We start from the raw sequence: 25,680 nt of genomic DNA, 5'->3' as shown, positions 1-25,680 counted from the left end.
CTAGTTGCTTTCCACGGCCTCGCGCCGCGATTCGAAACGCACGGCGATCTCGCCCTCATCCGTGCTGCCGCTGCCTTCGGAGGCAAACCAGGCATTGGAGAGGGTGACCACCTTGCCGTTGTTGAGCTCCAGCGTGACGGTGACGTTGTCGGCCGTCACCAGGGTCGCCAGATCCAGTTCATCGCTGTCCGTGACGGCCCCCTCGATAAAGGCCACCTGCGGCGTTTCCTTGTAGCCATGCACCCCGTCGGCGCCGATGATGGCGTCACGTTTGGGCTTGCCCAGATTGTAGGTATAGGCGCCCTTGGCGTCGTACTGCCGGCCATCAACCTTGACGTAGATGATGCCTGCCCGCCGATTGTTGGTTCCGTTTCCCATATTCCTCACCTCCCCTTAGACGATGTGCCGGATCAGGGTCCCGGCCACCTCGAACTGGTTGACCAGATCAGGCCGCAGCAGCCAGTCCAGCCGGTTCTCGTTTTTGGCGTTGCGCTCGCAGAGCAGCGCCGCCTTGAATTGCTCGCTGCCTTCCACCAGGCCCATGGGCAGCCACGCATCCATGAAGCGGGCGATGGCTTCGGCCCGGCCCAGCTTGGGTGTCATGATGGGCTGGCTGGCGTCATAGCGGGCGGCATCGGCATCAGAGGCCAGCTTGTGGCGCGGATATTTTGTCCTCAAATAGTTGTTCCAGTCGTAACGCAGGTAGGAGAGCGTCAGCGGGCTGTTGAGGGAGAGGAAGGCCTTGTCCTCGGCGCCCAGGTCGTTGAGGCGGTAGGTGGTGATGCACTTTTGCAGGCGCACCGTGCCATCCGGAGCCACATAGCGGGTGGATACGCCCTCGAAGAGAGCCTGGTTTTTCTCGGGGAAGTCGGTCCAGCGGTCGGCCGGAGCCGGAGCCAGGACGCCCGGCACCAGCAGGGTGTTGAAGCCCCGGGCCGGATCGCTGTTGCCGTAGTAGGCGATGACGCCCGCCGTGGCGGCCGCGTCCTCCCAGGGAGAGGTGGGGCTGCCTTCGGAGGCGAAGACGGTCAGATGCTTGTCGTTGCGCTCGCCCGCGAAGGTGGTCACGTCGCCATAACTGCCGCGCTTGACCACGATGGCCTGTCCATCGATCTGACGCAGGGGGCCCCAGCGGTCCGCCAGCTCATCGCGCAGGGCGGCAAGGCTGGCGCTGTCCGTCCACGGCCAGGCGATGACGTGGTACTGGTCGTTTGCCATGGCCGCGATGACCGGAGCCGGATCAGGATTGCCGGCGCCGCCGGTCATCTGGGTGAAGCTGAAGGTCAGGCCGCCGGGCTTGTCCTCATCGTAGTACGAGATGCGCAGGTCGATATCGTTACCGCACTCGCCCTTGTGCCGGGCGGTCAGGCTGACCTCGCCACCGCTAAAGGTGGCCGTCACGGGCAGGCTCTTGTCGGCATTGATGGCGTTGGTCAGATTCTCGGCCACGGCAGAGGCTTCCGCGGCAAGGGGCGCGGCGGAACGCACCAGCTTGCCGTTGATGTAGAGGCAGAGCGGCGCGGCGTTGACGCAGGTGCCGTTGATGGTCAGGGCACCCTTGGCGGCCGTACCTTCCTCGGCATCCTTGACGCCGATGGCCAACATCTTGGTGATGCTGTTGGCATTGAGGTAGGCGGCGCACATGGCGGCCAGCTGACTGCCCTCACCAAAGAGGGTGGCGGCCTGGGCAGCGCTCATGGGACGTTGTACGGTCCCGGCCTCGGCCGTGCCGCTGTCGAGCATCTGCCCTACCATGAGCACGGTGTAGGGCATGAGGGCCGGATCATCAGACGCACCGGAGCCGTCGAATTCGGCATACGCAAAAGGCACGCGGACGGTATCGGGCAGGACGTTGAAGGCGATGGACATTTAGACCTCCTTGGCAGCGGGCTTGAGCTGCACATCACCGTCCTTGAGACGGCGCAGCCAGAACGCGGAACGGGGGACCACGGCACCCGTGGCCGGGAGATACTGGCCGGACTGCGGATCAGCGATGCGCAGGGGACGGCCATCGCGCACGGCGGGCACGACAAGCATGGTGGTGGGATGGGGCATCAGATCACTCCTGGTCAAAGTTTACCTGTGAGATCATGTCCACCCGGTCATCACCGGGGTGGACGTACCAGTCCGTGTGGGCCAGCAGGAAATCGGCCAGCTCCGGGGGGACCGTCGGCCAGTGGTATTCCAGGTCGAAATTCAGGGTGGCCACGCCGTACTCGCGGGCACCGTCGGTCACGATGCCCATCTCGGTGCCGGCGTGGGTGATGGAGAGCAGAGTGTCCGCCGGATGCGTACCGCTGACCAGCGGCAGGGGCTCGGGCAGACTGGCGTCCACGATGGCGCCCATGGCCCGGCCGATGGCGTCCAGGCGCAGCACGGCCCGCTCTGTCTGGAGGCAGAGGGCGTCCAGCGTATCGTCCACGGCCTCCAGCTCCCCGCCCAGCAGCTCAACGGCCAGGGAGATGACCCGCTCCTGCGGTTCGGGCCGCGTATCGGACTCCACGCGCTGCTCGCTGACGGTATAGACACCGGCCGCCGGGAGCTCACTGTGGAACCAGTGCTCCATGCGGTTAGGCCAGATCCGGGCACCAATGAGAGCGGCCAGACCGTCATGCTCGCGCATGACCTGACAGACGGCCCGGCGGATGAGCGTGCGGGGATGGACGCCGCCCCAGGCGAACAGGACATCAGACATGGGCGGCCTCCAGTAGCCTGCACTCCATCAGGCCGTAACCGTCGTCCTGCGGATTCAGGACGCGGTAGGTACGGCCGCGCACGATGACGCGGTCCCGGGTGGAGAGGGGACGCCCCAGCGCCGCCTGCACATCGCGCAGGGGCACATGCAGGGTGGGAGCCACGCTGACCACCGGCGCACTGGCCACGCCGGAGAGCGGCTCTGCTCCCGGGGTGGCGAACATGGCCCGCAGCTCGCTCCGGCTGCCGTCCTCGGCCACCAGCGTCACTGTGAGTCCGGCGCCCAGAGGGGCCTGGAAGACCAGCTCCATGTCACGGTCCAGGACCTGCTCGAATTGCGTAGGCTGGTAGTCGTCAGGCATTTAGTCCTCCTGCAGACGCCGCACATGATGGTACAGGCGCTTGAGCATCCATGCGCTCTCTTCTCGAGCGATACTCGCCTCGTTCTCCGGAGAGCGGAAAAAGGCCATGAAGCTGGGGCCATACAGGGGCAGCGGTTTTTCCCGGCCTTCCACGCGAGCCAGCACATGCCCCTTGGCAATCCACACCGCGGCCCGGCCCTTTTTCGTGGCCAGGATCTGTTTCTCGCCGCCGGGCTGGATGCGCCGCGCACGATTGGCCTTTAAGACCTTGACCGAGACATAGGTCTTGCCTTGCCGGGCGCCGAACTGCGACAGGGGCAACGATTGCCGGTAACGGAATCTCAGACGGCCCTCGATGTTCCGGCCGCGCTGGCGGGCCTTGACGATCTTCATGGCGGCGTCGATATCGGCCTTTTTGACATAGTAGGTGGCGCGGATCCCCTTCGAAAGGAAACTGCGCATATGCGTGAGCGTGTCATTGGTGGCCCGGACCACAGCCTGCCGGAGCCTGGACTCGGAGGCGATACTGTCTACCTCATCCCAGATCTCGGACAGCCAGTCCTGCCAGTCGGCATCGACACGATAGAGCTCAGGCATAGCTGATCTCGCTCTCCAGCATGGCCTGCATGACCTCGGCCCGCTCCTGGGCATGACCACGGACTACGCGCCAGTTGCTGCCCCAGAGGGTCACCCGTTCCTGGCCACGCAGACGTCGCCCGAGCTCCGTGGTACTGTACGAGATGCGCACCCGCAGGCGGGCATCCTGCTGGCCGATATGGTAGGCCAGCACCCGCAGGGTCTTGCCGTCCTCCGTCTGGAGCTCGCTGAAGCCCTTGTGGCCGCAGGCATCGAAAAATTCCTGTTCCGTCATCAGTCTTCTCCGTCACAGCGCGGTCTATGTTCCTTTTCCAGCAGGGTCACGCGCACGTTGAGATCCTCCATGCCGTCGTAAAATTCCTTGTGGGCCTTGTCGTTGCGTTCGCGGTCCGCATAGAGCGTGGGGCATTCACGCTGACGGGCCAGGATCTGGCGCATCAGTGCGATGAGTTCGCGCAGGCTCAGGCCGACAAAAAGCATCAGGAGGGCCCCCATGGCGGCAGAAACTTCCGCATAGGTCAGAGGTGCGGCCATATCACATCCCCAGGGTAAACAGGCCGGACAGACGCAGGAGCGGCCCCAGGATGAGCTGGGCCACATGCATGGGCCTGTCGGGATCAATGATGGTCAGGGCCAGATCGACAGCGGCCAGCAGCGCGAACAGACACAGGATCGCCAGCAGCGCCATACGCAGAGGCCGGGGCAGGCGCATCCGGGGGCGCGGTCGCCCATTCCAGCCGCTCGCCTGCCGGCCATCCCAGCCGCAGCCGTCCCGGCTCCAGCGGTCATCCTGCCAGCCACGGGGCATCCGGTCGCGCCTGGTATCATCATCGGGATCAGGACGGATCATGCAGGGTCTCCATGCGGCGCACATAGGCCCGCAGCGCACGTTGACGATCACGGCAGGCGTTCCACGCCGCCTCTACGGTCAGCACATAATCGACATAGGCCCGCCCGGCGTCATCCGCCCGGCCCGCGGCAATGGCGGGCAATACCTCCCGGGAGATGGCCGGGGGCGGACAATCTTCCAGCAACTCAGGGGGCGGGCTCGCCACGACCAGCCTCGATGGCGTCGAACAGGCGGTCATACTCGCCAAAACGCTGCTCAAGAGGCAGGTCAGCAGCAGCCTTTGCAGCACGGGCATATTCCCGCTCCTTTTCAGCCGCCTCCCGGCGGGATTTTTCCAGCTCGGACAGGGCGCTTTCCGCGGCCCTGGTCTGGGTCGTACCTATATGCAGGGACTCCCGCAGTTGTTCGGCCTCTTCCCGGGCGACGCCCAGATGATAGATGGTCAGGGCGAAAGCCAGCAGGGCAGCGGCAAAGCCCATGATCTGCAGCGGGCTCACTGGATCTCTCCCGACCAGATGCCCAGCGCTGTACGCAGGCACCATACGGACCGGCGATCCCAGCCCAGCCCGTACTTGGGATACTTGGAGCGTGTGCCGTAGTAGCGCAGGCGTTGCGCAGTCAGCTCCACCAGCAGCTCGCCGGGGTCACAGCGACCGATGGCCTCCCTGGTCTCGGCGCCGATGATGCCGTCCACGGCCACGGAACAGCCCAGCCCTCGCAGCGCCTGCTGCAGCAGCTTCGGGGCCGCCCCCGGGCCGGGGTTGAAGACCATGTCCGCATAGATGAAGGCCAGCGCATCGGGCAGCAGGTGGCAGCCATTGCCGCGCCAGTAGACGCGCTCCCATACCTGGCGGGCGTCCTCGCGTTCTAGGAGACGCACATCGGCGGCATTGATGTAACCATCCCCATTTTTGTCCGGCAGGACATCCCGGTTGTAGTTGAGGGCCAGCCCCCATTTGGTGGGGCCCCCAGCGTCGTCGGGGTCATCGGTGTAGGTGGCGTTGCCTTCCGCTCGCATGCAGAAATCGAAGGCCAGGTCTATCAGGCGTGATTGATCCATAAGGACTCCTGTGTGTGGGGGGGAGGTCGCGTACCCGGAGGCACGCGACCCATGGCAAGGAGGGAATCGTTATGGCTATCCGCCGATGGCGTCACGCCCGAAGTTGATGCGGCAGAGTACCGTGGGATCATTGGCCTGGGCATCGGCCCAGGCCGTGCCCACGAACTGCGTCCCGGACGTCTTGGTCAGCGTGTTGTCACTGGCCAGGTACAGGGGCTCGCCCTGTTTGGGGGTCTCGCCGGCCTTTTTGGGCAGGGCAAAGACGCCCTCCACTTCGCAGGCCCCCTCTTCATTCGCCGAGATATCGGTACTGGCCACGGCCACCATGCCGGTGAGCACGACCAGCTCACCGCCCAGCACGGCCTTGCGGGGAGTATGGTGGATACAGCGGCCCATGGAACGGGAGTTTTGCATGTTGTCCTCCTTTGCTATGCCGTGGCCTTGGCGAGAGTGATCCAGCGCAGGGCCTTGGCGCCCACGTCCATGCGGACCTTGGTCTCGAAGCCATCGGTGTCGAAATTGTCGCGGCTCTCGATGTAGGGAGCCTGCACGCCGCCCAAGAAGAAGACCTTGACCGTGGATCTGGCCGCGGCCAGATACCATGTGGTCGCCGCATCCAGATCCAGACGACGGTCATAGATGCGCCGGAAAAATTCACCGCCATAGGGATTATGGACCAGCGGCTGTGCCTGCGTGCCCACCACCGGCCCGCCGGTGATCTGCGTATTGAAGAACGACTCGCAGGTGGTCTTGAGGGCGATGGGCGCGATGAAGAAGCGGGGCTGGATGGTGACCACCCTGCCGAAGCTGTCCTGCTGCAGTTCCATGCCGGTGACCACAGCGCCCAGATTCTCGACCGTAGGCGCGCCGCCCTTGCCGGTGAACAGGTTGTGGTGGGCGCTGTCGAACAGGGGCTTGCCGTCCCCCATCTTGAGGGCCGCATCGATCAGGGCTGCGTAGGCCACATCACCCACCAGAGCGGCGCAGGCTTCGCCGTACATGCGCGGCATGTCGGTAAGGGCGCCCAGATCGTCGTTGATGATGGCCTGACGGGAGATCACCAGCTTGCGGCCGAAGGTCTCCACGCGGTATTCCTCGGCATTTTCAGCCAGACGGCCGTCGGTGTATTCGCCGTACTCGGGGATCTTCTTCAACGCCACGTCGCCTTCCAGGCCCAGGGCCTTGCCCGCCTTGAAGTCCGTGGCCGTGCCGGTCTCGCACCAGTCGCGCCAGGTCTCGGGGGCTTGCTCGTAGGCCTCCATGAGCGTGCGGCGGCTGGTCTCCACCAGCAGCTGGGGCATGTCCGTGGTGGTCAGGGCGCGGCCCACGATGGTGCGGATGTCACCACCGGCACGCTGTCCGGAGCGGATCACCATCTCGCGGGCGATCTCGCGCAGGGTCATACCCTGCAGTTCATCAGCACCGGGAGCGGGCTTTTCCAGCTTGGTGCCGCAGCGCAGCAGCAGGCTGTCCTGCACGGCAGCACGGAAAGATTCTTTTTCAGTGCGGCCCACGCTCACGACCTGGTAGCCGGGCCCGAAATTCTGGCGCTGTGCCACGATGTCCTCCACCTGTTTGCGGGCACGGCCAAGGCTCATGCCCGAGGAAACCAGTTTGTCTTCCTGATCCGGGGAGAGCTGGAAGCTCCGGGCCAGTTCCCGAATACCGCGGATGCGCTGGCGCTCCAGCTGCCGGCCAAAACGCTGACGCTGCCCCGGGGTAAGGCTGGCCATGAGCCTGGCCAGCACGGCGCTGCGGCAGGCGTTTTTGTCATCACCGCCCTCGCGCTGGGCATCTTCCGGCTGCTGGGGATCTTCACGGCCCTCCTGTTCGGCCTCGGCTTCGTCCAGCAGGGCGCCCAGGTCGTCTACCAGCTGATCCAGCTCGGCATCGTCGAGCTGTTCAGGCTCCACCGTGGTCCCGGAGCCATCCGTGACCACGGCCTGGCGGGGCTCATCTTCAGGCGCAGGCTGTTCTTCAGGATCTTCACGCAGCCCCAGCAGGGCGCGCAGTCTGGCCGCGATCTTGCCGCGCTCATGCTGCCCGGATTCCTTGGACATGACTCTCTCCTTTTTGCCCTTCCGGGCAGGTTGCAGGTTGTTGATGGCGGAACGCATCTTGGCAAAACTGTCCGCGCCGATGGGCACACAGGACAGCTCCAGGAGGCGCCACTGCGTGGTCACACGCAGCGGACCTTCGTAGGTGACCCCTTCGATGACGGCCACCTCGCCCGCCCGGATGCGCTGATACGCGATCACGTCGTAGCCCACGGACACATCGGTGAGATGCCCCTCCACCACCTTGCGGAACGGGGCCTCGCCGTCCGGGGTGGCCGAGAAGACGGCCCGGCCCACCAGCTGCGGGCCCTGCGGTCCGTCTTCCACTCGGATGCGGTCAAAGCTGCCCACGATGTCCCCGGCATGCTCGCGGCTGTGGCAGTCCAGCAGGGGCACCCGACCGGACTCGGGCAGCTGGCAGCCGCTCATGAGCAGGACCTCACGGATGGGCTGCCATTCCTCAAAGTCAAATACGGTGACGGGTGCCTGGGTGGAGGCCACCACCTCCACGGATCGGGCTGATTCGTCCAGCGTCAGCGGGCGCCCATCGCCCAGAGGGGTTGCACGGGTGACAAACGACATGGAGATGCCTCCTATTTTTCGGCGCTTTCGGCAGCGCCCAGCTTGGCGGGGTTATTGGCCAGCGAGGTACTCACGGCGCCGGTGGTGGCATCGATGCCGTGCGCGGCGCAAAGGCGGGCCCAGGCGGCGCGCTGTTCCACCACTTCCTCGGGGTCGCGACCATCGCCAAGGATGACCATCTGGGGAGACAGGATGCCAGCATTGATGCCGTCGATCTGCGCCTTGCCGTCGCGCAGGGGGTCCACGCTGGGCATGCCCGCGGGTATCCACATGGCCCGTTGATAGCGGCTTTTGTCCTGCCAGTAGCCGGGCAGGTAGTCCTGGGTCAGCGCCTCGCAGTCCAGCCAGCGCCGGAACACGGGGCGGATGAGATGCTGCTCGGCCCGGAACTGGTGGGGCACCAGGAACATGGCAAAGTCGTTGCGGCTGGCCTTACTGGTTGAATAGTTGATGGACGTGTAGTCGCCGGAAAGGATCTCGTAGGGCAGGTCCATGCAGATGGCGACCATGCGCAGGGTATGGCGCACGAAACGGTCGAAGCTGTCGCCAGGGCGCTGGCTGGGCGGCGCGAAATTTACTTGCTCGCCGTCATTGAGGTACTCGACGGTCATGTCCTCGAGGCTCTCCACCTCTTCGCGCAGTGCCCCGGAGAGGCCGCCCGGCGTACGGGTGAGCTGGGAGAACTGCGGATCGCCGCTGCTCACGAAGGCCAGCCACTTGGCGGCCATCTTGGCCGCGCCCAGCTCTGCCGTGGTGTAGTCGCCCATGTCCCTGGCCATGAGGATGGCCGGGGCAAAGGGGGTCACGCCGCGCAGCTGACCGGGACGCAGGGTCTGAAAACCGTGCAGCACGTTGAAGGCAGGCTCGCGCCACGTCCGCAGCTGGCGCTCCCAGCCGAAGACGGTCTGGAAATGATAGGCCAGGGGCTCACCGGTCCAGATGTCGTACTCGATGCCCTGCCAGATATCGCTGTCCGGTTCCTGACCTTCGATGCGCCAACTGGACAGGTTCTCCGGCTCGTAGATCTGCAGGCCCAGCAGACCGCGGCGCCTGTCCCGCGGGCGGGCAAAGCGCAGCAGGTACTCGCCGCACTCGCACTCCTGCCGCTTGCAGAGCTGCTGGATCTCGTAGAAGTGCAGGCGGCCAGCCACATCGGCATGCTCCATCCAGGCCCGGAAGCGATCCTCGATGCGCTTGCGGGTGGGTATGTCCGGACTCCCGTCGGGCAGGGTGGCCAGCGACTGGAAGCGGGCGCCGCTCCCCACGGTGAAGGCCACCATGGCATTGACGGCGCGGGCGAAGGGCGGGAAGTTGCGCACGAGGTCACGCACGCGGGCACGCATGCGTCCACTGTCCATGCCCAGCAGCTGGTTGAAATCCGCGTTGGCGGGCATCCAGTTGCCGATGCCCCGCGGACTGGCCGCTCCGCTGTAGCCGGAGCGAGCCTGCCGGGCCTGCCTGCCGATGCAGCTAAGGGGTGGCCGCCGGGCGGCCCTGCCGACAGGACGCATCATCCCCGCCCTCCGTTCCGAGCCACGCGCCGAGCCCGATAGGGCGCGATGCCGTCTTCCTTGTCCGCCTCGCGCTTGACCCAGTCCAGGAGGGAGCGGAAGTCGTCAAGGCTGCGATAGGAGAAACTGCGACCGGCGATGGAGTAACTGCCGAACTGGCGGAACGCAGGAGACTGCAGGTCCTCCCGCATCTTTTCGTAGAGATCTCTCCAGTATCCGGCCATAGCAAAACCCCCATGCAAAAACGGTCATCGCTTTTGCATGGGGGTAGCGTGAAAAAAATCCTTCGGGCAAGGATTGATGTTTTTTGACGTTTTTTGATGTTTTTTGATGTTTTTTTGATGTGCTGGCCTCAACCATCTCCATACTGCATTATTCATCTTCCTGCGATCTTGTTTCGACGCCAGCGATCAATGCTCTCACTGTCGCTCACCCATCCTCCACCGACCTTTGTGGCAGGAAATCCATGATCACGGATATAGAGCTTCAGCGTATTCTCAGAGCATCCGATATACCCAGAAATCGCTTTGAGCCCACGAAGATGCTGCGTTTCATATGACACACGCAAAGCTGCACCACCAGAAGCATCGCCATCAGTTGTTACAAAAGCCATGTTTTCCTCCTGCATGTTTACCATCTGTGTTCCACAGCTTCTGGCTGCGGGCGTTTCTTTGCTCTAGGCCTCTGTGCCGTGGTCTGCATCCGGGCCTGTGACTGCAGTTGCAGTATATAGTGCGGCAGGCTGGGCGTCCACGACGCATCCGCTGCAGCGGCAGACAGCACAAGGCAGTCCAGCAGGTGGTTGTCCTTGTGCTCCCGGACCCAGACAAGGTTCCCGTTCTTGCGCACCATGCGCTCTGCCGACAGCTGCGAAGCCAGCGTTTCATCAGCCCCGGCATGGAAGCGCAGGGGCTGGCGGCTGTCCTGGTTGAGCATGCGGCCCATGTCCGTGGTTTTGAAGGCGTCGCTGTCGATGAGGTAGAGCCGCAGGCCGCCGGGGATGGGGCGGCCATTGTGCGGCATACGCTCACGGACGACCCAGCGTACCGGCGCGGCCTGCGGGCGGCTGGCGCCTTTGCAGGCATGGACCACGCCGCAGCCGTTGGCCCGCACCCACATGTAGACTTCTTCCGTGCGGGTATAGACGCCCTCGGTCTCGGTACCGCCGGAGTCGATACAGGCCCGCCAGATGGGCATGCGCTCGCCCACGTCGCTGCCGTCAGGCCCCTGCACCGGGTAGTAGGTGTCGAAGACCAGGGCCTGGACGTCATCCCAGCTGCCCAGGTAGCCGTAGTCGATGACATAGCTGGCCATGGTCGGCATCCACGCCCGGACCAGATACCAGAAGCCGCGCTTTTGCACGTCGATGCCGCAGGTCAGGGCCACCGCGCCGTGAGGCACTGTGCGCGGCGGCAGGTGCGGATCACGGAGCTCCAGCAGACGGTCCACATCGGTCTGGAGTTCCACTGGCGACCACGGCATGCCCAGGTCGTCATTGTGGTACTGGCGCTGCTGGGCCGGGTCATCGCTCCCGGCCAGGATACGCCGGGCCGCCAGATCCGAGAGACTGACGAAACGGGACAGGACCGCGGGCAGGTGAAAACCGATGCTGCGGGCATCGCTGATGTCCGGACCGGGTTCGAAGGCCGCCCCGGTCCAGACGTAGGGGCGCCAGCGCCCGGAGGCCACAGCCAGGTCGCGGGCATGATCGCTCCAGAGGTACTGGCAATGCGGGCAGCGGTACCGCGCCAGTTTGCGGGAGCGGATCAGGCGCGGATCCGTCTCTCCGTCGGGGACCACGATCCGGTCCACGTCCATGAGGTGCTGATGACGGCAGGCAGGGCAGACCACCTCGTAGCACATGAGCTGGTCCACCTGTCTGGTGATGCCTGTCCAGATGGACGAGCTTTCGTCCCCCTTGGGCTGGCAGGCCCGGATGATCTTCGCGAAGTCGCCGTAGGAGCGCGTGCGGCCCTTGAAATCCTCCAGAGGGGAGGAGTCCCCGCTGCGGCTGTAGAGGTCCTCTTCGTCCACGAACAGATCCTGCACGGTGATGGACGCGCGCTGGCTGGGAGATTCGGCCGTGGCCAGCTCGATGCTGGTGCCGTCCTTGAGCAGGATGTTCTCCCGCCGGTACTTGGCTACCATGCGCCGCAGCACGGGGCTGCCCTGGAGCATGGGCCGCAGTTTCTTCTCCACCACGCGGTCGCGGGACTCGCGGGTGGGCATGGCCAGCATCTTGATGCCCGGACGGTAGTCCATGGACCATCCCAGGCAGGCATAGAGCAGCAGCGTCTTGCCTACCTGCAGGGAACCGCAGACCACCACCTCACGCACACCGGGGCGCGAGTAGGCGTCCATGGGACCGCGCAGGAAGGGCGACACATCCAGCCGCAGCGGGCTGCCGCGGTAGATGCCGTCCTGCACGATCAGGTACTTGCTGGCCCATTGCGAGACGGTCAGCTTTTCACGCCGGGCAAATACCCGGCGTTCGGCCTCACAAAACCGGATCTTCACGCATCCTCCTCACCCGGCGCGTTCGCATCCGCGCCGTCGTCTTCTTCGTTGACCACAAACTCCCTCTCGCCGCTCCAGGCATCCACCCAGATCTCCGTGGTCTCCATCCACCACTGCACCAGCTCGCGCAGCCGGCCTTCATCGCCGCCCACCAGGTGGATCAGGGTGGCGCCATGCAGGTGGATGAAGTTGCGCACCTCGTTTCGGAAGAACAGGGCACGGGCGCCCAGATCTCGCTCATGTTCGGCCCGGGGCATGAGCAGGCCCTGCTCCTTCTCCAGCTTCAGGCGCGCCCGCTCCGCCTGGTAGCGCTTGAGCTGCGCGTCTGCCGACAGGCGGCTGGTGGTGGCATCGGCCAGCTGCCGGTCCGCCACCTGACCGGCTGGCGTCAGATTGGCATTGGCATAGCCCAGCAGGGCGGCCTCATCGAACCAGCCTTCCGGGGTCCGGGGGACCTTGCGGGCCTTCACGTCCCGGTTGAACTGGCTTTTGCTGCACTTGTAGCCCGCGTCCTTCAGGTAGGCCACGGCATCCAGCTGGGTTTTATAGACGCGGATGGACGTCTGCCCCTGCCTCCGCGCCAGTTCACCTTCAAGCTCTTCTCGGGCACGTCTGAAGCCACCCACGTTCTCCGGGGTCGGATTGTCTTTCATACGCTTCTTTGCCTCTTCCTTGGCGCGAAGCAGGAACGGGAGGTCTGTCTCTGCAGACTGCCTGGCCAGACGCAGCAGATCATCATCAGGCATGATCACCTCCACGCTCGAGGGCCACCTCGACAAAGGGACGCACGCCATCTTCCAGCAGCGCCTCACGTCCAGTGGCATCTTCCCAACGGCGGATGATCACATCCACAAAGCGTGGATCAAGCTCCATCGTCCGGCAGATACGGTCTTGACGCTCGCAGGCCATAAGCGTGGAGCCAGACCCCCCAAAGGGGTCCAGAATCATGCCGCCACGCTTACTGCTGTTGGTCAGCATCCGCTCGATGAGGGCCACCGGTTTCATCGTCGGGTGATGGCTATTGCGCTGGGGCTTTGGCTCGCAGAATACAGAGCCAGCCAGGACCTCCACGTGCACGTCCTTGCCGCTGATCCTTACGATGCGCTCACCATCCATGATGTGCCAGCAGGGGACGTCACCGTCCTCACGTACCGCGGCCGGGAATGCGTCCTGCACGGTGGTCTGCTTGCGGTCGCCAAACCACATATGTGGCGCTCCAGGCCGCCAGCCATAGAGGATGGGCTCATGCTGCCAGTGGTAGTCAGCTCGCGAGAGCACCCCGGAGTTTTTTCTCCAGATCAAACAGCTGGCCAGCTTGAGGCCAGCCTGGATGAAGGCCTGGCGGAATATCACGCCAAGCCCACCACCTTCAGCGTGGGCCACATATACAGCCCCGCCCTTGCGCACACCGGTCACCATCTGGCGGAAGACGCGCTGCAGGAAAGCCGCGAAGTCCTGGTCGCTCATGGCGTCATTCTTGATCTTCCCGGCCTTCCCTTCATATGCCACGTTGTACGGCGGATCCGTCCAGACCATATCAGCCTCCATGCCCTGCATGAGGGCCGCGTAAGACTCCGGCAGGGTAGCATCGCCACAGAGCAGACGGTGTCCGCCCAACAGCCACAGGTCTCCCGGACGGCTCACCGGTCGCGCAGGCGCTTCCGGGGCAGTATCCAGCACATCGTCGTCATCCAGGGCCGCAGCCTTCAGGAAGCGATCCAGCTCGCGCGGTTCGAAGCCGGTGATCTCCAGATCTACGTCCATAGCCCTCAGTTCAGCCAGTTCCTGGGACAGCTCCCCCTCGTTCCACTTCGCCCATGTTGCGGAGCGATTGACCAGCAAGCGGAACGCCCGGATTTGCGCGTCATCCATGTCGTCCACCAGCAGCACGGGCACGCTGGCAAAGTTCAGCGCCCGAGCAGCCTTGAGACGCAGATGGCCATCCACCACCTCGCCGTCGGCCCGCACCAGCAAGGGGATACGGCATCCGAAGCGGCTCATGGCAGAGGCCATCCGCTCGACGCAGGCGTCGTTGTCACGCAAAGGACGCGCGCAGGCACGCAGACGATCCACAGGCCAATACTCCAGTTTCAGCTTTTCCATCCGTCAGTTTCCTGTTAGGTTCAACGTGCATCTTAATTGCACGGGGTCGGATTGTCTGGCCGGATGAGCACACATCCGGTCCCCGGTGGAGTTGCCGCTCCTTCCGGGGACCCCGCCTCTCACATCGCCCTGCCGTTCGGCGGGGCAAATTCCTTGTCGTACAGCGCTTGCCAGACCCACTGGCCGAAGCGCCGCAGCCAGCCCATGAGCCGGGCCTGATCTCGCTGGGGCCATCGCTCCTGCCCGTAGATCTCGTAGTCGCCGTCACTGGTGGGCCGAGCCTCCAGCCCCGCCCGGGCCAGTACCTGGAGGCTGTCGCGCGGGCCGATGGGGTGGGTCAGCCACTCCACACCGCCCCATGCCCCGGCAGCCGTCGCTTTTTTCTTCCCGCCCCCCTTGTCGTCCATCCGTCCAGCGCCCATGGTCTCACGGGCCTGCTTTTTTTCCGGGGCAGGGGCCACAGGGAGGGGTGCTGGGGCCTCCTGCACAGGCGCAGGCGCGAAAACAGGGGGCAGCCCGATGCGTATCCAGTCCGCCAGATTCCAGCCTTCCCGGAATGCGTCCCCGGGGTCTTTGCCCTTGGGGACCGGCCAGCGGCGGGCCGTGCGGTAGGTCCTTGCCCAGAAGGGCATGCCCTTGGCCCCGGCCCGCTGTCCCTTCTCGTCCGGCTGGTCGAAGTCCAGCGCCACGAGGATGCAGAGGGCACGGCGCAGCACGGCATGGGCTGCCGCATCCGGACGCCCCATGTTGGTCCCGGCAGCGAAGGCCCCCACGTCCAGCCCGGCGTCCATGGCCGCCGCCACGCAGGCCATGGCGTCCAGCTCCGCCTCCACCACCACGAAAGCCCGGGCCTCGGGCCGCAGCAGCAGCGGGCGCATGCTGGAGCCCGGCACCACCACGTACTTCATCTCCGCCCCGAAGCGTTCCCGGGCCTCATCCGTGCGCCGGATGCGCAGGCGCCGCACCGCGCCGTCTTCGGTCAGGGCGGGGACTACCAGCCCCGCGGGTATCCAGAGGGACTTCTTTTGGCCGCGGGCATTGGTCTCCGGCGGCAGGCCCCAGGCGCCGCGATCCCGGTGGTAGCAGTCCTTGCCGTGCTCTCCAGGGAGCCAGCCCAGGCGGAAGCGTTCCACCGCATCGGGGAAGATCCCGCGCATGGCCAGCCACATCATGCGATCTTCGTCAGCCAGCAGCTTGGCATGGGCATAGTCCAGCAGCTTGGCGGCGTGCTCCTGCCAGACCGGGCCGGGATCGGCAGGCGTGGGGGAAGGCTCCCACGGGCGCTCCTCCTTGTCGGCCCTGGGCATGATGCTGGTGGGGGCCGCCGCCCGTTCAACGCCCAGACGGCGGCAGGCTTCGGTGTAGCTCAGGCCCTCGAACTCACGCAGGAACTGGATGCTGTCGCCCCCCTTGTCGCACTGGCGGCAGTACCATGTCCCGCCTTCGCCCTGGGCAGGCCAGAAGCGGAAGCGGTCCTTCCCGCCACAGGCGGGGCAGGGACAAGCCCATTCGCCGCCGTGGGTCCCGGCCACCTTGACGGCCTTCAGGCCGCGATCCTGGATGAGGCTTTCAATCATCACCAAGCTCCTGCCAAGGTCTTGCATGGTCATGGCATTCAACATGCTGTTTTTTAAGTCTGTTTTTTTTAATCAGGAGTATGGGACCATGATGGTGTAAATTCATGATGAAAAAGCGCTGGTGCGCATACAGGGGAAAATAGCAGTCGAAAGGTCCCATACTCCTACAGCCGAAGAATCTGCTTTGATGCCAAGCAGTTAGGTTAAGGACGGTCAAAAAAAGCCGCCCGCGATGGGCCTGCAATGGTCCTGCTACTCTTCCTGGTCCAGCTCCAGCTGGGCGTGCGGAGAGACGCTCACCCCAAAATAGTAGTAGGTGCCCCCCTTCCGCTCGCGCTGGAAGCGTTCCAGCATCATCTTGCCGAAGGCCTTCTGAGAAATGGTCTTTTTGGCGGACACGTTGCGCTTGAACCACGCGCAGAAGGCATCGTAGAGGTCTGACGCCTTGGACCGGATCTCGGGCTGGCCTTCCTGCTGCAGGTCGCAGCATTCGTCCACGAAGTCGGCCAGCAGATCCTCGTCGCGCCGGTACTCCGAGGTTGCCTCGCGCACCTTGGCCGGAGGTGCGATGCCCACGCGCTGCCACTCCAGACAGCCGCGTACCAGCCATGCCGCTATGCCCGGCAGCTCCTGCAGCAAGCGGTCCTTCAGCCCCTTGTCCATGGGGCGCTCGTTCTCGTTCTGCGGTTTGCGATCCACAAAGGACAGGGGGAAGTCCACCAGCAGCAGGCGTTCCCAGAAGGCAAAGTCGCTGGCCGGAGCATGAGGCTTGTGGTTGGTCAGCAGCACCAGCAGATGGGTAGGCTCAAACGAGATGTTACGTTTATCGTGCGGGTAGCGACCAATGAGGGTATCGCCGCCAGAAAACCACTTTACGCGCGTGGATGAAAATCTTTGCCCTTCGTCAGTCTCTGAGGCAAAGGCCATGCGCAGTCCGCGCAGGGACATGATGTCCGGGCTGGGGCCTGCGGCATTGCGGTTCTTTCCCTGGTCGAGCAGCATCTCGGATTGCACCGGCCCGGCCAATGTGGTGGCCGCATGTTTGCCGCCCAAAGCGGTCTGGATTACCTCGGTCATGATGCTCTTTCCGTTGCGCCCACGTCCAAACAGCACCAGGAAGATGTGCTCGCGGGCCAGACCGGTGACGCCATAGCCGAAGGCGCGCTGGAGGAAGGACGCCATCTCCGGGTCATCGCCCATGATCTCGGTGACGAAGTGCTCCCAGTGAGGGCAAGGGGCATCGATGCCCTGCCACTCCACCGGGCTGCTTTTCACCAGCCAGTCGTCCGGACGGCCCGGGCGTATCTCCCCCGTGCGCAGGTCCACAACGCCATTCGCCATGGGCAGCGACCATGGGTCTCGGTCGATCTCATCACCGGCGATGGCCAGCGGGCTCTCCAGATTGGTCTTGGCAAATTCGAGACAGCGCTTGCGCCCGGTCTCCGTTCGCAAGCGGGCAGCCCGGGCCTTCATCTTCTCGGCCTTGGCCTTGAGACGTCCAGCCGACTCCTTGTCGCCGTCGCGCTCGGCATCCTTAGCCAGCCGGTCAAAGTGAGCCCCGGTGGTGTAGTAGGCCTGAGCCACATGCTCCACATCCGCCCGGGCCCGGTGTCCCTTCTCGATGAGATCCACAGACCAGTGGTGCCCGGACCACCAGATCCACTCGTCAGCCTGGCCAACATAGGCATGGCGGCCCTTGAAAAGGTAGGAGAACAGGAGACCGTCGCCCAGCTCGTTGGCATAGAGGCAGCGTTCCACAAAGTCCGGCTTCGGTATGGGGAGGCCATGCTTGTCCAGCTTGGGGCCGTCGTTGGAGGGCTGGCCTTGCTGTTCTTCGGCGATGCGTTCCTGCACCTGCTGCAGTATTTCCTGATCGGTCATTGGATAACCTCGGTGGCGTTGTTATCGGTCAAAGGGCGTGCGTGGAGACGGGGAGCCGCCGACGCTACAGCGCCGGAGAATCTTCCCGGATTCCCACGGAAAATTTCCAAAAAAATCCCGCGATTCTTAGGAGTCGACAGCCCCGCATGAGAGGGGGGCCTGAAAAGGACCCGGAGCCGCAGCAGCAGCGAACAATGCCGCAGGACCATGCTGGCCAGCTTTTGGGTCAGGGGGGAGAGGGGGGACGGGGGGAAGCGCTCCCCCTGGGCGGGCTGCGCCCGCAAAAGGTCGCGCCCGCATGCTCCTATGGACGAGGTGCCTCCTGTGATCACAGAGGGCACCTCGCGGCGGAAAGCTGCGGGCGCACAACAAGATGCCGACCAAGTGCGCAAGGCGAAGCCACTGCACATGGGTGACAAGTGGGTGACAAAACTCCAAGCGGAGCCAGAAAAGAAAAAGACGGTTACTCGCGAATGGCGCGTAACCGTCTGATATTCTTGTGGCGCGCCCGGGAGGATTCGAACCCCCGGCCAAGAGCTTAGAAGGCTCCTGCTCTATCCACCTGAGCTACGAGCGCGTGCTGTCCTTATAGGTGGCAAGCGTCTGTCCGTCAAGAGGGGGCAGGCTGCCATGGTCCATGCGGTGGGGCAGGGGGCGGAACTCCTTGCCTGCCCCTGTCCGAAGCCGAAGCGCCGGCCGTCCATTTCTTCCTGCCCCGGGAAGGAACGGGCAGTATGTGCGCCATGTCCCGGCCGCCCTTGTGTTCCGCATCCAGGCGTGGCAAATTCTGTACTTACCGATAGTTTTTTACTGTTCCAGGCACGCGGGAGGTCCCATGAATTTTCAGGAAAAGTGGCGTAAATTGCTCCTTCCCCTGCGCTACGGGGGCAGCGGGGTGGATTTCAAGAAGCTGGACCCGGCCCGCAGCCCGTTTTTGCAGGATCGGGACCGCATCATCTATTCCAGTTCGTTCCGGCGTCTGGCCCGCAAAACACAAGTGCATCCGCTGGTGCGTAACGATCACATCCACACGCGCCTCAGCCATTCGCTGGAGGTCAGCAGCGTGGGGCGTTCGCTGGGCGCCATGGCGGGCTATTTTTTGCGCCGCCGGGACGAGCTGCCGGAGTATGCCGCGCCGGAATTTCCCGGCCAGATCCTCGAAGCCGCCTGCCTGGCCCACGACATCGGCAATCCGCCTTTCGGCCATGCGGGCGAGTTCGCCATCCGTGACTGGTTCGGGGACCCGGCCAACCACACCTATGTGAATGCGCTGGAGGAGACGCATCAGAGCGATTTCCGCTGCTTCGACGGCAACGCCCAGGGCTTCCGGGTGGTCAACGTGGTGGAGAACAACCGCGATCAGGGCGGGTTCCGGCTCACCTATCCCACGCTGGCCAGCATGGTCAAATATCCGTGGGATTCCTGGCAGTCCCGTACGCGGAGCGGCAAGTGCAAGTTCAACTACTATCAGGCCGAGGCGGGCATCTTCGAAGAGGTGTTCTGCGCTCTGGGGCTGAAAACGCGCCGGGGCGACTTTGCCCGCCATCCGCTCTCCCTGCTGGCCGAAGCGGCCGACGACACATGTTACCGCATCGTGGACATGGAAGACGCCCGCGAGCTGGACATCATCACCCTGGCGGACATCCTGAAGGTGGTGGAGCCCCTGGCCCCGAGCCTGAAGCTCGACCCGCAGCGGCTGGAAGATATGGGTTCCGACCGGGAGCGGGCCGGGTATGTGCGGGCCCGTGTCATCGGCCACGTGACCGCGAGCCTGTTCGAGACCTTCGCCGCGCAGTACGAGCGCATCATGCGCCGGGAGTTCGAAGGTCCGCTCATGGATATGGCGCCGGAGGACGTCCGGGCCTATATGGACAGGGCCAAAGAGATCTTCAACGGGCGCATCCTCAAGAACAGTCACAAGACGGCGCTGGAGATCGGGTCCTACAGTGTCTACAAGCGCCTGCTGGATACCTTCATCCCGGCCTGCCATCGCCGCATCTGCGATCCCGGGCGGCTCACCTACAAGGAGCAGCAGGCCTTGCAGCTCATGGGCGGCCATGCGCCGCGCCGTGAGGATGACCTGTACGTCTCCTATCTGCGGGTGCTGGATTTCATCACCGGCATGACCGACCAGTACGCCAGCTTCGTGTCCACCCAGTTCCTGGGCACGTCCTGCTAGCGGAGGCATCTTTTACAGGGGCCAAATGCCCCGAAAGCCGGAGGGCAGGGACCAGATGGCCCGCCCTGCCGGTTTCCTGCCGTTGCGCCCTGAAAAGGGCGCTTTTTTATCAGGGGCTGCCAGCCGGGCCGCACGTTCCCGGGGCGCTGGCGCGTCCGGGAGCCCGCGGCTAGTCGTCCGGGCGGAGCAGGGGAAGCGGATCGCCTGCGGACGGGGAAAGCTTGCGGGTCAGGCGGCAAAGCTCGTCCCGGCCGTTCTCCGCCCAGTCCGTCAGGAAGGCCATGGCATGGCGGTGCATCTCGTCCTCGCACCAGCGGGCATATGCCTCCAGACCGTCGGCATCCTCCGCATGCTGCCGGGTCTCCGGCATGTGCTGCAAGTGGCGCAGGGCCGTGGCCGCGGCCACGGCGTTGTCGTGCATCTGGCCGAGGCTTTCCTGACAGCGGCGGCACAGGCGGATCAGGCGTTCGCCGTTCTTGCCGCCCTGGCTGCCGAAAAAGGCCATCAAATAGCGTAACTGCTTGAACGCGATGCGCATGTTGTGCAGCAGGTCTTCGGGGATCAGGTGCCCGTGCGTCCAGCGGTCATGGGCAAGAAGGTCGCGTGTGGCCTGATCCACACCGGCCGCCATGATGTCCGCCAGCAGCATGGGCCGGGCGCGGCCGCGGCGGTCCAGCATGGGGCGGCAGGTCTGGGCCGCGGCATTGTCATCCAGCTTGTGCAGCAGCTCCCGGTAGGCGTCCGAGGCATAATGGTCCGCGGCACGGGAAAGGGCCGTGGCGCGTTCTTCCTGCAGGGCGGCATACAGGCTGCGCAGACCGGCGGGCAGATCCGCCGGCCGGAAAAGGGGGGCAGTACCTTCCGGGGCCTGTCCGCTTGCGGCGGCGGTCTCGGCGGCACCGGCAGGGACAGGACGCAAGGCATAGTCCCTAATGTGTCCCAAAAGCACGTCCGTATCCCGCACACCGCCCAGCAGCTTGCGGGCCGTACGCAGGTCGGATTCCACAGAGGCCAGCCAGTCCTTGCGCAGATAGGGCTTCAGGCTGCGGAAGACGGAAAGCAGGCTGCGCAGGATGACGCGGGCATCGTGGATGGGCTCTTCGTCCAGGGCGCTGTCGCTGCGGGCCAGCTCATGCAGGGCCCGTGCCTGTCTTTGCAGATACGCGCTGAAATGGCTGCTGAACAATTGCCCGGAAGGCGGCGCCTGGACCGGGACGGGCGCGTCGGCATCGGCATCGAAGGTCCAGAACCATTCCAAGGAGGACTTGCCGAACAGGCGTTCCCAGAGCGGCGCATGGATGACCAGCTGCTTGCGCAGGCGCAGGGGCGTGCGCACCCGGATGAGGAAGAGGACGGGGGGCTCACCGGGCAGGCGTATCTCCAGCGGATCGAAGCGCAGGGCGAAACGGGCCACCTGCACGATGGCCGCCAGCACCACGGCGGTACGCCGCCGGGGATCGTCGCGGGCACAACCCATGGCGGTGAGCAGGGGCTCCACCTTGTCCGTACGGCCCTTGCCCACGGTGAGCAGGGTCAGGACCATGGCCAGCAGCCGGTTGCCGGCGGCATCAAGGCGCTTGAGAGGATGGGTGAGCAGGATCTCGTCCGCATCGGGCATCCCGTCCCCCAGCTCCACCAAGGTATGGGCCAGCACGGCCAGAGGGGCCAGGTCCCTGTCCAGACCGTGCTGGGGAGCCAGTCCGGCGAAGATGGACAGGACAAGATCGGTTTCCCGCTGGCGAGCGGCCAGGTCGATGCCGAACAACCGGCAGAGGCGGCGGAGCCCGCAGGGGCGCAGGGCGGGAGAATCATTGCGCAGGCAGCGTGTGCCGCGCCAGAGCGGGGTGCGGGGCGTGGTGGGGGGAGCTTCGTCCATGCGGCGTCTCCTTGGCAGGCTTCTGCCGGAAAAAGAGGCGTCCCCGGGCCGGAAAGGCAGGGATGAAGGCCCGGAGGCTGCCTGGAGCATAGCCTTCCCGAAACAGGCGCGCAAGGGGGCTGAGCGTCATTGCGGGGACGTATGCCAAGGGACGGCGGGACAGTGAGCGTTGCGGCAGGAGGACGGGACGCGGTCGTGTCTTCTCCGGGATGGGGTGTGTTGGGGAGAAGGCGGCCGCCGGCAAGGCCTTGCCGTACGGCCCGGATATGCGGAAGGCGGGCCCTCCCGAAAACGGGAAACGGCGCGAAAGCCGGGGCAGGGCCCTACTTCCGCGCCGTGTGATGACGCTGTTTGCGGCGGTATCGCCTAGACTTCGAAGAGCATCTCCAGATCCTCGCGGGTCAGGGACTTCCAGGTGTCCTGACCGGGGATGATGGCCTCGGCCACGCCACGCTTGGCTTCCTGCAGCTTGAGGATCTTTTCTTCCACCGTGTTCTGGCAGATGAGCTTGTAGGAGAACACCTGCCGCGTCTGGCCGATGCGGTGGGTACGGTCCGTAGCCTGGCTTTCCACGGCGGGGTTCCACCACGGGTCGTAGTGGATGACGTAGTCCGCGCTGGTCAGGTTCAGGCCCGTGCCGCCCGCCTTGAGCGAGATGAGGAAGATGGGGATGTCCGGGCTGTTGTTGAAGCGGTCCACCTGTTCGAAGCGGTCCTTGCTGGCGCCGTCCAGATAGCAGAAGGGGATCTGCGAGAACTCCAGCCACTGGCGGATGATCTGGAGCATCTGCACGAACTGCGAGAAGACCAGCACCTTGTGGCCGCCCTCCACGATCTCCATGACCATGTCCTTGAAGGCGTCGAACTTGCCGGAAGGCAGGTTGTTGGAGAAGCCGGGCAGGTCGATCTTGAGCAGGCGCGGATGGCAGCAGATCTGGCGCAGCTTGAGCAGGGCGTCCAGGATGGACATCTGGCTCTTGGCCAGGCCCTTTTCGTCCACGTCGGCCAGCACCTGGGCGCGCAGCTTGCGGGCCAAGGCGGCGTAGAGCTCGGCCTGGGCCTCTTCCAGCGCGCAGCAGGTGACGCTTTCCACCTTGGGCGGCAGGTCCTTGGCCACTTCGGCCTTGGTACGGCGCAAAATGAAGGGCCGCACGCGGGTGCGCAGGTAGTCCAGGGTCTCGGCGTCGCCGTCCTTGATGGGCTTGACGATGCCGCGCTGGAAGGCATGCTGCGAACCGAGGAAGCCGGGCATCAGGAACTCGAACAGGCTCCAGAGCTCGAAGAGGTTGTTCTCGATGGGCGTACCGGACAGGCACAGGCGCATGCGGGCATGGATGCGGCGCACGGCGCGGGCCGTGATGGTGTTGGGGTTCTTGATGTTCTGGGCTTCGTCCAGGATGACGGTGTTGAACTCGTACTTCTCCATCTCCTCCAGGTCACGCCGCAGCAGGGCGTAGGTGGTGATGATGAGGTCCGATTCCGCGATATGCTTGAACATGCCCTCGCGGCGCGTGCCGTAGATGGTCAGGCGGCGCAGGCCGGGCACGAACTTTTCCGCTTCGCGTTCCCAGTTGGGCAGCACCGAGGTGGGCACCACGATAAGGTTGGGGCCCTCGAAGCGGCTTTCCACCATATGCTGGATGAAAGCCAGGGTCTGCACGGTCTTGCCCAGGCCCATCTCGTCGGCCAGGATGCCGCCGAAGCCGTATTCCGACAGGAAGTTGAGGTAGGACAGGCCCTGCAGCTGGTAGCTGCGCAGATTGGCCTGCAGCGCCTTTGGCGGCGGTACGGGCCGCACCTCGCGGAAGGAGCGGATCTTTTCGCGCAGGTTGTTCCAGAAGGAGTCCGTGCGCGCGCCGGGCAGGTCTTCCAGCAGGCTGTCCAGCACCGGCGCCTCGAACTGCTTGAACTTGGTCTGCGGCGGCTTGCTGGGGTCCAGGCCCAGGGCCGTGAGCTTGTGGGCGATCTTTTCCAGCCAGGATTCGGGCAGGCTGGTGTAGGAGCCGTCCTTGAGCTGCACATAGCGCTTGCCGCGGGTCCAGGCCTTCCAGATCTTGTCCAGGGGCAGGGACTGGCCTTCGTAATCCACGCTGATCTCCAGCGAGAACCACTTTTCCTTCTCGTTGCTCACCACCTCGGCCGAGATGGAGGACTTGGCCGTGCGCATCTTGTAGCGCGAAAGGGCGCGCTCGCCGTAGACGCGGTAGTTCTCCACCAGCGTGGGGTAGGAGTCCAGCAGGAAGGCGATTGCCTCTTCCGGCTCCAGGAACCACAGCTTGCTGGAACGGGCCTGGAAGTCCATTCCCGCCAGCTCGTTCATGAGCTGGGCCTCTTCTTCCTGATGGCGGCGCACCAGATAGGTCTGGCCTTCGTAGGTGTAGCTGCCGGTCTGGAAATCGGGGTTGGGGCCGTTGAGCGTGAACTCGCCGTGACGGGTCTGGTAGATGTTGTCGATCTCCAGGGTCAGCAGGCTGCCTTCCTCGTCCAGGAAAAGCTTGGGATTATAGGTGGCCGGCTGGAACACGGGCTCCATCATGCGCAGGAACTGCTGCGGCTCGTAGAGTTCGGACGAGGGCAGGCGCGTCCAGACGCGGTCCAGGAACTCGGAGATCTCTTCCTGCGGCACCACCGGGCGTTCGTAGATGAGGTTGTGCACCAGCGACGGATACAGGCCCGTCTGTACGGGATAGAAATTGTGCTGGTAACAGACCCAGAGCGGCATCTGCCCGTGGAAGGTGATGGGCGCGTCCTCGGGGGCCTCGGCGCCATGCAGGTGGTCGCTGGGCGCCCCGTTGGCCCGGATGGGCAGGGGCGGGCGGCCTTCACGCTTGAGCAGCACGTCGAAGCTGAAGCCGTTGTCATCGAAATTGGGCTTGAGCTTGAGGGCAAAGGGCGTGCTCTCGATGCGGCAGGGACGGTCGGTATCCTTCCAGAGCAGGTAATATTCCTTGCGTACGGCCCAGAAGAACCACGAGGTCAGACCGTCGGGGATCTCCACACGATGACCGTAATAGTCCAGGTGCTGGCCTATCTGGCGGGCCACATGCGGCAGCTGGGGCGAGAACTCGCACCAGTCGGGATTGTTGATGATCTGCTGGAGCGTGATCTCGTTGTGCACGCTGGACAGGCCGGACTTGTTCTGGCGGCCCCGGAAGAAGGAGACCAGCAGACGGCCCTGCTCCGGCTGGAAGCGGAAAATAAGGTAGTGCTTGCCGGGCTCGGGCTCCATGTCTGTGGAGAAGAAGGAGCGGAAGCTCTGCTTCCAGTCCTTGGCAGGGGGCGTGACTTCTTCGGCGTCGCCCTGTTCCTTGCGCAGTTCCTCCAGCAGACGCAGGGCCAGGGCCGCCACATGACGGCATGTGCTGGTGAAGGATTCCGAACAGTTGCACTGGTGGCGGGTGCTGCGATCCGTGATGGAGAAAGTCAGGCTGGGCGTATAGACCTGGAGGTCTTCGCCCTGGATGACGCCTTGCGCCTCCCAGGTCTCGCCCTCCTGGATATTTATTTTTTGCACCCCGCCTTCGGACAGGATATAGTAAGCCGTATCACGGATATACTCCGGAACGGCGTCGTGCAGGAAGGCCTGGCACATCTCCCTGACGACGTTCTGCTCAGATCTGCTCATGCATACTCTCCGCGGCCCGGTTTTCTGCGCGGGCTCCGTTGAAAAATCGCAGTAATAGATTTGGGAGTAATATCACAGGCATCACTTCAATGGCAATAGACGCGCGTAACTTATGAAAAAATATTTTATGAAAAAAAAGTTGGTATTTTTCGCCGCTTCCCGGGCAGCGGGCAAGGACTCTCCGGCAGGGGGCAGCGCCACCTGGAGAGT

At 64.4% G+C, this 25,680-nt stretch carries 25 protein-coding genes and 1 tRNA gene; 1 reads left to right on the top strand and 25 read right to left on the bottom strand.

Annotated features, from left to right (window positions below):
- The 23 genes from ACQRAG_RS07935 to ACQRAG_RS07825 form a co-directional block, all read right to left on the bottom strand.
- Complete coding sequence (locus tag ACQRAG_RS07935; RefSeq protein WP_278900214.1) at window positions 1-378, bottom strand: phage tail tube protein; 378 nt, start codon at window positions 376-378, stop codon at window positions 1-3.
- 15 nt (window positions 379-393) lie between these two features.
- Window positions 394-1,869, bottom strand: a complete 1,476-nt coding sequence (locus tag ACQRAG_RS07930) for a phage tail sheath subtilisin-like domain-containing protein (RefSeq protein WP_427804078.1) — start codon at window positions 1,867-1,869, stop codon at window positions 394-396.
- Window positions 1,870-2,055 carry a DUF2635 domain-containing protein gene (locus ACQRAG_RS07925; protein WP_289616530.1) on the bottom strand — a complete coding sequence of 62 codons (186 nt, stop codon included), beginning with the start codon at window positions 2,053-2,055 and terminating at the stop codon, window positions 1,870-1,872. It lies immediately after the preceding gene.
- A gap of 4 nt (window positions 2,056-2,059) precedes the next feature.
- The gene (locus ACQRAG_RS07920; RefSeq protein WP_427804077.1) at window positions 2,060-2,695 is read right to left on the bottom strand and encodes a hypothetical protein; all 636 of its coding nucleotides are present in this window, start codon (window positions 2,693-2,695) and stop codon (window positions 2,060-2,062) included.
- The gene (locus ACQRAG_RS07915; protein ID WP_427804076.1) at window positions 2,688-3,056 is read right to left on the bottom strand and encodes a head-tail joining protein; all 369 of its coding nucleotides are present in this window, start codon (window positions 3,054-3,056) and stop codon (window positions 2,688-2,690) included. The genes ACQRAG_RS07920 and ACQRAG_RS07915 overlap by 8 nt, the downstream gene beginning before the upstream one ends.
- Window positions 3,057-3,653 (bottom strand): hypothetical protein, encoded by a 597-nt coding sequence (locus ACQRAG_RS07910; protein WP_427804075.1) that lies wholly within the window; start codon window positions 3,651-3,653, stop codon window positions 3,057-3,059.
- Complete coding sequence (locus ACQRAG_RS07905) at window positions 3,646-3,927, bottom strand: hypothetical protein (RefSeq protein ID WP_006005134.1); 282 nt, start codon at window positions 3,925-3,927, stop codon at window positions 3,646-3,648. Before ACQRAG_RS07905 ends, ACQRAG_RS07910 begins: the two co-directional genes overlap by 8 nt.
- Window positions 3,927-4,187 (bottom strand): hypothetical protein, encoded by a 261-nt coding sequence (locus ACQRAG_RS07900; RefSeq protein ID WP_297138045.1) that lies wholly within the window; start codon window positions 4,185-4,187, stop codon window positions 3,927-3,929. The genes ACQRAG_RS07905 and ACQRAG_RS07900 overlap by 1 nt, the downstream gene beginning before the upstream one ends.
- Before the next feature lies 1 nt (window position 4,188).
- Window positions 4,189-4,503 carry a hypothetical protein gene (locus ACQRAG_RS07895; protein WP_427804074.1) on the bottom strand — a complete coding sequence of 105 codons (315 nt, stop codon included), beginning with the start codon at window positions 4,501-4,503 and terminating at the stop codon, window positions 4,189-4,191.
- Window positions 4,490-4,708, bottom strand: coding sequence for a hypothetical protein (locus ACQRAG_RS07890; RefSeq protein WP_297230806.1), 219 nt, complete (start codon window positions 4,706-4,708; stop codon window positions 4,490-4,492). Before ACQRAG_RS07890 ends, ACQRAG_RS07895 begins: the two co-directional genes overlap by 14 nt.
- Window positions 4,689-5,000 (bottom strand): hypothetical protein, encoded by a 312-nt coding sequence (locus tag ACQRAG_RS07885; protein WP_427804073.1) that lies wholly within the window; start codon window positions 4,998-5,000, stop codon window positions 4,689-4,691. The genes ACQRAG_RS07890 and ACQRAG_RS07885 overlap by 20 nt, the downstream gene beginning before the upstream one ends.
- Window positions 4,997-5,563 carry a glycoside hydrolase family 108 protein gene (locus tag ACQRAG_RS07880; RefSeq protein WP_427804072.1) on the bottom strand — a complete coding sequence of 189 codons (567 nt, stop codon included), beginning with the start codon at window positions 5,561-5,563 and terminating at the stop codon, window positions 4,997-4,999. Before ACQRAG_RS07880 ends, ACQRAG_RS07885 begins: the two co-directional genes overlap by 4 nt.
- 75 nt (window positions 5,564-5,638) lie before the next feature.
- Entirely contained in the window at window positions 5,639-5,977 is a 339-nt protein-coding gene (locus tag ACQRAG_RS07875) for a DUF2190 family protein (protein ID WP_427804071.1), read from the bottom strand.
- Window positions 5,978-5,991: 14 nt separating this feature from the next.
- Window positions 5,992-8,202, bottom strand: a complete 2,211-nt coding sequence (locus tag ACQRAG_RS07870; protein WP_427804070.1) for a hypothetical protein — start codon at window positions 8,200-8,202, stop codon at window positions 5,992-5,994.
- Window positions 8,203-8,213: 11 nt separating this feature from the next.
- The gene (locus tag ACQRAG_RS07865; RefSeq protein ID WP_427804069.1) at window positions 8,214-9,716 is read right to left on the bottom strand and encodes a phage portal protein; all 1,503 of its coding nucleotides are present in this window, start codon (window positions 9,714-9,716) and stop codon (window positions 8,214-8,216) included.
- Entirely contained in the window at window positions 9,713-9,937 is a 225-nt protein-coding gene (locus ACQRAG_RS07860; protein WP_006005152.1) for a hypothetical protein, read from the bottom strand. Before ACQRAG_RS07860 ends, ACQRAG_RS07865 begins: the two co-directional genes overlap by 4 nt.
- Before the next feature lie 152 nt (window positions 9,938-10,089).
- Window positions 10,090-10,326 (bottom strand): helix-turn-helix domain-containing protein, encoded by a 237-nt coding sequence (locus tag ACQRAG_RS07855; RefSeq protein WP_147589059.1) that lies wholly within the window; start codon window positions 10,324-10,326, stop codon window positions 10,090-10,092.
- A 17-nt stretch (window positions 10,327-10,343) separates the two neighbouring features.
- Window positions 10,344-12,230 (bottom strand): terminase gpA endonuclease subunit, encoded by a 1,887-nt coding sequence (locus tag ACQRAG_RS07850; RefSeq protein ID WP_427804068.1) that lies wholly within the window; start codon window positions 12,228-12,230, stop codon window positions 10,344-10,346.
- Complete coding sequence (locus tag ACQRAG_RS07845; RefSeq protein WP_427804067.1) at window positions 12,227-12,976, bottom strand: hypothetical protein; 750 nt, start codon at window positions 12,974-12,976, stop codon at window positions 12,227-12,229. The genes ACQRAG_RS07850 and ACQRAG_RS07845 overlap by 4 nt, the downstream gene beginning before the upstream one ends.
- A complete protein-coding gene (locus tag ACQRAG_RS07840; protein WP_302261859.1) occupies window positions 12,969-14,333 on the bottom strand; it encodes a DNA methyltransferase in 1,365 nt (454 codons plus the stop codon). The genes ACQRAG_RS07845 and ACQRAG_RS07840 overlap by 8 nt, the downstream gene beginning before the upstream one ends.
- A 119-nt stretch (window positions 14,334-14,452) precedes the next feature.
- Complete coding sequence (locus tag ACQRAG_RS07835; RefSeq protein WP_427804066.1) at window positions 14,453-15,910, bottom strand: primase-helicase zinc-binding domain-containing protein; 1,458 nt, start codon at window positions 15,908-15,910, stop codon at window positions 14,453-14,455.
- 252 nt (window positions 15,911-16,162) lie between these two features.
- Window positions 16,163-17,791 (bottom strand): DNA primase family protein, encoded by a 1,629-nt coding sequence (locus ACQRAG_RS07830; RefSeq protein ID WP_427804065.1) that lies wholly within the window; start codon window positions 17,789-17,791, stop codon window positions 16,163-16,165.
- Window positions 17,792-18,291: 500 nt separating this feature from the next.
- Window positions 18,292-18,368, bottom strand: a tRNA-Arg gene (locus ACQRAG_RS07825).
- Window positions 18,369-18,626: 258 nt separating this feature from the next.
- Between ACQRAG_RS07825 and ACQRAG_RS07820 the strand changes: the two genes are divergently transcribed.
- Window positions 18,627-19,970, top strand: a complete 1,344-nt coding sequence (locus tag ACQRAG_RS07820; RefSeq protein WP_300645372.1) for a deoxyguanosinetriphosphate triphosphohydrolase — start codon at window positions 18,627-18,629, stop codon at window positions 19,968-19,970.
- Window positions 19,971-20,139: 169 nt separating this feature from the next.
- Here ACQRAG_RS07820 and ACQRAG_RS07815 read toward each other — a convergent pair whose 3' ends face one another.
- Window positions 20,140-21,846 (bottom strand): CHAD domain-containing protein, encoded by a 1,707-nt coding sequence (locus ACQRAG_RS07815; RefSeq protein WP_427804064.1) that lies wholly within the window; start codon window positions 21,844-21,846, stop codon window positions 20,140-20,142.
- 366 nt (window positions 21,847-22,212) lie between these two features.
- A complete protein-coding gene (locus ACQRAG_RS07810; RefSeq protein WP_168936393.1) occupies window positions 22,213-25,470 on the bottom strand; it encodes a DEAD/DEAH box helicase in 3,258 nt (1,085 codons plus the stop codon).
- Between the last annotated feature and the right edge of the window lie 210 nt (window positions 25,471-25,680).

The organism is Desulfovibrio sp. SGI.230, from assembly GCF_050313065.1.
Classification (GTDB): domain Bacteria; phylum Desulfobacterota; class Desulfovibrionia; order Desulfovibrionales; family Desulfovibrionaceae; genus Desulfovibrio.
This window is presented reverse-complemented; position numbering and strand designations above follow the sequence as displayed.

Coding starts and splice junctions, on each gene's coding strand:
- ACQRAG_RS07845 (WP_427804067.1), bottom strand. CDS start 12,976: ATGCCTGATGATGATCTGCTGCGTCTGGCCAGGCAGTCTGCAGAGACA.
- ACQRAG_RS07855 (WP_147589059.1), bottom strand. CDS start 10,326: ATGGCTTTTGTAACAACTGATGGCGATGCTTCTGGTGGTGCAGCTTTG.
- ACQRAG_RS07865 (WP_427804069.1), bottom strand. CDS start 9,716: ATGATGCGTCCTGTCGGCAGGGCCGCCCGGCGGCCACCCCTTAGCTGC.
- ACQRAG_RS07875 (WP_427804071.1), bottom strand. CDS start 5,977: ATGCAAAACTCCCGTTCCATGGGCCGCTGTATCCACCATACTCCCCGC.
- ACQRAG_RS07910 (WP_427804075.1), bottom strand. CDS start 3,653: ATGCCTGAGCTCTATCGTGTCGATGCCGACTGGCAGGACTGGCTGTCC.
- ACQRAG_RS07810 (WP_168936393.1), bottom strand. CDS start 25,470: ATGAGCAGATCTGAGCAGAACGTCGTCAGGGAGATGTGCCAGGCCTTC.
- ACQRAG_RS07930 (WP_427804078.1), bottom strand. CDS start 1,869: ATGTCCATCGCCTTCAACGTCCTGCCCGATACCGTCCGCGTGCCTTTT.
- ACQRAG_RS07860 (WP_006005152.1), bottom strand. CDS start 9,937: ATGGCCGGATACTGGAGAGATCTCTACGAAAAGATGCGGGAGGACCTG.
- ACQRAG_RS07815 (WP_427804064.1), bottom strand. CDS start 21,846: ATGGACGAAGCTCCCCCCACCACGCCCCGCACCCCGCTCTGGCGCGGC.
- ACQRAG_RS07870 (WP_427804070.1), bottom strand. CDS start 8,202: ATGTCGTTTGTCACCCGTGCAACCCCTCTGGGCGATGGGCGCCCGCTG.
- ACQRAG_RS07835 (WP_427804066.1), bottom strand. CDS start 15,910: ATGATTGAAAGCCTCATCCAGGATCGCGGCCTGAAGGCCGTCAAGGTG.
- ACQRAG_RS07895 (WP_427804074.1), bottom strand. CDS start 4,503: ATGATCCGTCCTGATCCCGATGATGATACCAGGCGCGACCGGATGCCC.
- ACQRAG_RS07830 (WP_427804065.1), bottom strand. CDS start 17,791: ATGACCGATCAGGAAATACTGCAGCAGGTGCAGGAACGCATCGCCGAA.
- ACQRAG_RS07915 (WP_427804076.1), bottom strand. CDS start 3,056: ATGCCTGACGACTACCAGCCTACGCAATTCGAGCAGGTCCTGGACCGT.
- ACQRAG_RS07840 (WP_302261859.1), bottom strand. CDS start 14,333: ATGGAAAAGCTGAAACTGGAGTATTGGCCTGTGGATCGTCTGCGTGCC.
- ACQRAG_RS07880 (WP_427804072.1), bottom strand. CDS start 5,563: ATGGATCAATCACGCCTGATAGACCTGGCCTTCGATTTCTGCATGCGA.
- ACQRAG_RS07820 (WP_300645372.1), top strand. CDS start 18,627: ATGAATTTTCAGGAAAAGTGGCGTAAATTGCTCCTTCCCCTGCGCTAC.
- ACQRAG_RS07925 (WP_289616530.1), bottom strand. CDS start 2,055: ATGCCCCATCCCACCACCATGCTTGTCGTGCCCGCCGTGCGCGATGGC.
- ACQRAG_RS07905 (WP_006005134.1), bottom strand. CDS start 3,927: ATGACGGAACAGGAATTTTTCGATGCCTGCGGCCACAAGGGCTTCAGC.
- ACQRAG_RS07900 (WP_297138045.1), bottom strand. CDS start 4,187: ATGGCCGCACCTCTGACCTATGCGGAAGTTTCTGCCGCCATGGGGGCC.
- ACQRAG_RS07920 (WP_427804077.1), bottom strand. CDS start 2,695: ATGTCTGATGTCCTGTTCGCCTGGGGCGGCGTCCATCCCCGCACGCTC.
- ACQRAG_RS07935 (WP_278900214.1), bottom strand. CDS start 378: ATGGGAAACGGAACCAACAATCGGCGGGCAGGCATCATCTACGTCAAG.